At 47.3% G+C, this 5485-nt stretch carries 3 protein-coding genes; 2 read left to right on the top strand and 1 reads right to left on the bottom strand.

Going from position 1 to position 5485, the window contains the following annotated elements; translation table 11 throughout:
• Window positions 1–339 precede the first annotated feature (339 nt).
• Window positions 340–2652 (top strand): HEAT repeat domain-containing protein, encoded by a 2313-nt coding sequence (locus HRU21_08660; GenBank protein NRA42360.1) that lies wholly within the window; start codon window positions 340–342, stop codon window positions 2650–2652.
• A 271-nt stretch (window positions 2653–2923) separates the two neighbouring features.
• The gene (locus HRU21_08655) at window positions 2924–4510 is read left to right on the top strand and encodes an arylsulfatase (GenBank protein NRA42359.1); all 1587 of its coding nucleotides are present in this window, start codon (window positions 2924–2926) and stop codon (window positions 4508–4510) included.
• 159 nt (window positions 4511–4669) lie between these two features.
• On the opposite strand, the gene HRU21_08650 is transcribed toward HRU21_08655, so the two are convergent.
• A partial coding sequence (locus tag HRU21_08650) for a pyridoxal-phosphate dependent enzyme (GenBank protein ID NRA42358.1) occupies window positions 4670–5485 on the bottom strand: 816 nt, incomplete at its 5' end.

Genomic DNA, 5485 nt, shown 5'->3' with positions numbered 1-5485 from the left:
ACATCTGTTTCACCTATCAATAATGGACGATTGATAAGATGCTGAATCGCTGAAAAAGTTCCTGACAAAAACATCCAGACACTAATAAAAACACGCTGAACGAAGCGACTTATATTCATCTGCCAGTCGCTATAAAACCTAAACAATAGCCTAAATATGATAAGGCTAATTGAGCGAAGATTGAGTTGATATTGATAGGCTATTAATAAGCTGCAAATAGGCCGTTAATCAACAGTTAAGTGACTGCCAAGCTATTGTAATCTGGTTAAAGCAGCTTTCACAACGCCTCGCTTATGGTTAAAATGATGCCTACAGGGAATTGATCACATTGATGTAAGCATGAGCGATGTAGGCAATAAAGCAGCAGGATTGCACCGGTTTTTATACTGGCTTAGTTACCGGCTTGGTTACCGGTTTAGTTACCGGTTGAGACAAGGTATTTTGGCAAGGCTATTTGCCCCGTTTTTGGCAGAAGTATTTGCAGAACTATTTGCACAATTACTGAGAAAGCCTCTGCCAAAACCAAGGCTACAATTATTGCTCAATCCATTACTTAATCCATTGCTCAATGTATTTCTCAATATATTGCCCATTATACTTTCTGTGGCCGGCATCTGGGCCAGTTTCGCTGTCGCGTCAGACAGCCTAACAAATACGCTCAGCGCAAATCACCAGCTTGGCAAAGAGTATGTTGGCAGCAAGGCCTGTCAAAGTTGCCATAGCGAGGCGTATAAGGAATGGCAGCAATCTCACCACTTTCATTCGATGCAGCCGGCCAACAAGCGCACGGTGGTGGCCAACTTCAATAATACAGCATTTGTTTACAATGGTTTAAAGCACCGTTTTAGCATGGAAGGTGACGAGTATTTTGTCACTACCGATAACAAAGAAGGTAAACTTGAACGGTTTAAAGTTGCCTATACCTTTGGCATTGAACCACTGCAGCAATACTTAATCGCCATGCCTAACGGCCGCTATCAGGTATTAAGCATTAACTGGGATAATCGCCCTATAGCTGAGGGCGGTCAACGCTGGTTCCATTTATACCCAGAAGATGAGCAACAAGACCCGCAACAACAAACCGCTATTGATGCCAATCATGCACTGCATTGGACCGGCGCGTTTCAAAACTGGAATAGCCGCTGTGCCAGCTGTCACTCCACTCAGCTGGTGAAACATTATGACGCTAAGCATAATCAGTTTAACAGCCAATTCAGCGAACATAATGTTGCCTGCGAGGCCTGTCATGGCCCAGCGTCAGCGCACCTTGAATGGGCAAACAGCTTTAATGCTGGTGAGAGCAATAATACAGACAAGGCTATTTTAACCTTACAAGACCGAGGTGAGTGGCGCTTTAAAGACAACAGCACTATCGCGCATCGGCTTGATCAACAGCAGCCACAGCAGCAAGTTGAGACCTGTGCCGCCTGCCACGCGCTACGTAGTGAGCTTTCTAACCAGGCTATCGATGTTTCACGCCCATTCGCCGATCAGTTCGATTTACGCCTGCTAGAGCCTCATTTTTATCGCGTAGACGGCTATATTGATGACGAAGTGTTTGTCTATGGCTCGTTTTTACAAAGTAAAATGGCGCAAGCTGGCGTGGTTTGCACAGACTGTCACTCGCCGCACAGCGGTAAAGTCAGAGGCGGCAGTCAGGCGGTGTGCTTGCAATGCCATCAAGCCGAACATTACCAGCAAAGCAGTCATCATCAGCATCAAGTTGGCACCGCCGGCAGCTTCTGCGTTGACTGCCATATGCCTGCAAAAACCTATATGGGGGTCGATGCACGACGTGACCACAGCTTCTCTATACCGCACCCTGAATTAAGCCAAGCCTTAGGCATTGAAAATAGCTGCAACGCCTGTCATCAAGATAAGTCGGTTGACTGGGCCGTCAAAGCACGTCAGCAATGGCCTAACCAGCAGCATTTTCAACAAGGCCTAGATGTTGATTACAGTAAAACCATGCATGCCAGCCGACAAGGAGACCCCGCCGCACTTACAGCGCTGATTGCACTGATCCACAACCCAAAGCAGCCTGACATTAAACGCGCGAGCGCCTTATTAGAACTGCAGCAATTTCCTTCTAGCGAGGCTTATCATAGCAGTCTAGCAATGCTGCAACATACAAGCCCAATGATTCGCGCAGCGGCTGTGCGCTCACTCTCGTATTTACCGCCCGCTCAACGCATCGACTTACTGCGGCTGAGTCAAGATCCGACCAAGTCGGTTCGCATGGCAGCAGCCGAGCTGCTGGCTGAACTGCCTATCGCGCGCTTATCAAACGCCGAGCAACAGCAGCTATCTGCTGTATTAGCGGAATATCAAGCCATGCAACAAGCGCAGGCCGATATGCCATCGGCGCAGCTAGCCTTGGCGAACCTTTACATTGGATTAAATGACTTGAATCAGGCTGAACAGGCACTAAAGCAGGCACTGGTAATTTTACCACAACATGAGGCAGCGCTCTTAAGCATGGCTGAACTGTATCGACTACTGCAGCAGCCAAAGCAGGAAGGTATCTGGCTAGATCAGGCGATTGCCCTACATCCGAATCAGCAGCAACGCAACATGCGCTGGGCCTATTTTATATTCGCCAGCAAAACTACCAGCAAGCGTTACAGCATTTACAGCAGGCCGCTACATTAGCGCGCGAAAATGCGCGCTATCAATACGTATATGCGGTTGCGCTAAACAGCCATCAACAACCCGCGCAGGCACTGCAGGTGGTTAAGCAGGCACGCAAAAACCACCCTTTTAATCGCGGTTTACAACAGCTAGAACAAAGCTTGATGGGCTTAAAACGCTAGCGGCATAGCATTCTTGCCTAATTGTCATCTATTTACCGTAAAATTTTGCATCAACTTTTGCTGCATGTTCTAATATCAACTCAGGGAACCACTATCACAAAGGGACGATTATGTTGCATATCAAAAAATGCTGGCATTTGCTCAGCTGCTGTTTTTCACTGCTTATTAGCACCTCTGTTTTGGCCGCCGACAAACCCAATATTTTGGTGATTTGGGGCGACGATATTGGCTGGCAAAATATCAGTGCCTACGGTCTTGGCACAATGGGCTATACCACACCGAATATCGACAAAATTGCCAATGAGGGCATCCGTTTTACTGACCACTACGCGCAGCCATCCTGTACCGCAGGTCGCGCCGCATTTATTACCGGCCAATACCCGATTCGATCAGGTATGACCACGGTGGGACAACCCGGCGACTCTCTTGGCTTGCAGGCCAAGTCACCTAGCCTTGCTGAGGTATTAAAAGACGCCGGTTACGCTACCGGCCATTTTGGCAAAAACCACCTAGGCGATCGCAACGAGCACCTGCCTACTGTGCATGGCTTTGATGAGTTTTTTGGTAATCTCTACCACCTCAATACGCAAGAAGAGGCAGAGCAGCGCGATTACCAACATTTTGCCAAACAGTATTCTGGTAATCTTGAAGATTATGAAAATAAATTTGGTACCCGTGGCGTTGTACACTCCTTTGCTACGAATAAAATTGACCCAACCCGCGATCCACGTTTTGGCGTTGTCGGCAAGCAAACCTTAACCGACACCGGCCCTCTTACTCAAGAGCGGATGAAAAACTTCGATGAGGGTGAAGTTATTCCAAAAGCGCATGAATTTATGAAGCAAGCGAAAGAAGACGGCAAACCGTTCTTTGTTTGGCTAAATACCTCCAGAATGCATTTGTACACGCGCTTAAACGATAAATGGCGCTATGCTGCAGAAAAGTATACCTCTGAAGCTGACTACCATGGCTCAGGCATGCTGCAGCATGATCATGATATCGGTTTAGTGTTAGATTTTCTAAAAGAACAAGGCTTAGATGAAAACACCATAGTTTGGTACTCAACTGACAATGGCCCTGAGCACAGTTCTTGGCCCTATGGCGCAACTACCCCATTCCGCGGCGAGAAAATGACCACCTATGAGGGCGGTGTGCGCGTGATCTCTATGCTTCGTTGGCCAGCTAAGCTTAAACCAGGGCAAACGCTTAACGGCATTCAGGCACACCAAGATATGTTTACCAGCCTAGCTGCGGCAGCGGGCGTTGAGGATGCCCCAGCCAAGTTGATGAAAGAGAAACGCCAGTATATCGACGGTATTAATAATCTGCCTTACTGGATGGGCGAATCTGAAAAATCAGCCCGTAACCATATCTTTCACTACTACGAATCTAAACTCACTGCAGTGCGCATGGGGCCATGGAAGTTCCATTTTTCTACCAAAGAAGACTACTATGCCAACCTAATACCGCGCACCGTACCGCTAGTGTTTAATATTCGTATGGACCCAATGGAATCCTTTGATAATAAAGACTCTTATGGACATCTGTTGCAAAAAGTGTCGTGGTTGATTCAACCCATGGGTGAGCTGATGGGAAAACATCTGCAAACTCTGAAACAATACCCACCTGTGCAAGGTGGCAAAACCTTCGACATGTCTAACGTTGTTGATGAGTTTATGAGTAAAGGTATGCAATAAACCGAGCCTTTCGCCTGTGCCAATCTGGCACAGGCTTTTTCATTTTTTCCCCGTCTCCACGCATTCAGATTTTTCCTTCCTCAGTTATAGTTATATAACCCTGTTACGTTTATATAGATATTAAGAAGTCATTTCAGTCTGACTGATAGTTGATGAGATTTATTCAGCTAAAAAACCACGCAACTGCTGCTGATAAGGCGATAAATCACCGAAGTGCGCATCTCGCCATATTGGATCATAATAGCTATCTTGATAGCGACTGCCGTTATCACAAAGTACCGTCACGATAGACCCTTGCTGCTGCGCCGCTAACATTTGCTCTGCTTCCTGTAATGCTGCCCATAAATTAGTGCCGGTCGATGGCCCAGCACAGAGCCCTAGCGCCTCGTTTAACCATAGCATCGTTGCTAGGCTCGCTTCATCTGGTACTTTCGTCATACGCGAAATCACATCCGGCTGAAACGAGGCTTCTACCTGCGGCCGGCCAATGCCTTCAATTCGGCTGCCTGTTGCAGCAGTTAAGCAAGCATTACGGCTCTGATAATAATCAAAATACACCGAGGCATCAGGGTCGGCGACAACTAACTCAGTTGTGTAACCTTTGTATAAAATATATCGACCCAAGGTTGCCGATGTGCCGCCAGTGCCTGCACTCATGACAATCACTGTAGGTATTGGGTGAGGCTCTAAGGCCATCTGCTGAAAGATGCTCTCGGCAATATTATTATTGCCACGCCAATCAGTGGCCCGCTCAGCATACAAAAACTGATCCATAAAATAGCCACCGCATTGCTCGGCAAGGGCTTTAGCGGCTGAGTGCATCTGATCAGCGCGATCGACGAAGTGGCATTCACCACCGTATAGGCGAATTTGTGCAATTTTTGTGGTTGCGGTTTGCTTTGGCATCACGGCAATAAATTTAAGCCCTAACATTTGTGCAAAATACGCCTCTGATACAGCCGTGCTGCCAGAGGA

This window comes from Pseudomonadales bacterium, from assembly GCA_013215025.1.
GTDB lineage: Bacteria > Pseudomonadota > Gammaproteobacteria > Pseudomonadales > DT-91 > DT-91.
The sequence above is the reverse complement of the archived record's forward strand: the minus strand, read 5'-3'. Positions and strand labels throughout refer to the sequence as shown.

What these genes read in the sequence shown, in the direction of transcription:
- HRU21_08660 (NRA42360.1), top strand. Translation starts at nt 340, where the DNA reads ATGAGCGATGTAGGCAATAAAGCAGCAGGATTGCACCGGTTTTTATAC.
- HRU21_08655 (NRA42359.1), top strand. Translation starts at nt 2,924, where the DNA reads ATGTTGCATATCAAAAAATGCTGGCATTTGCTCAGCTGCTGTTTTTCA.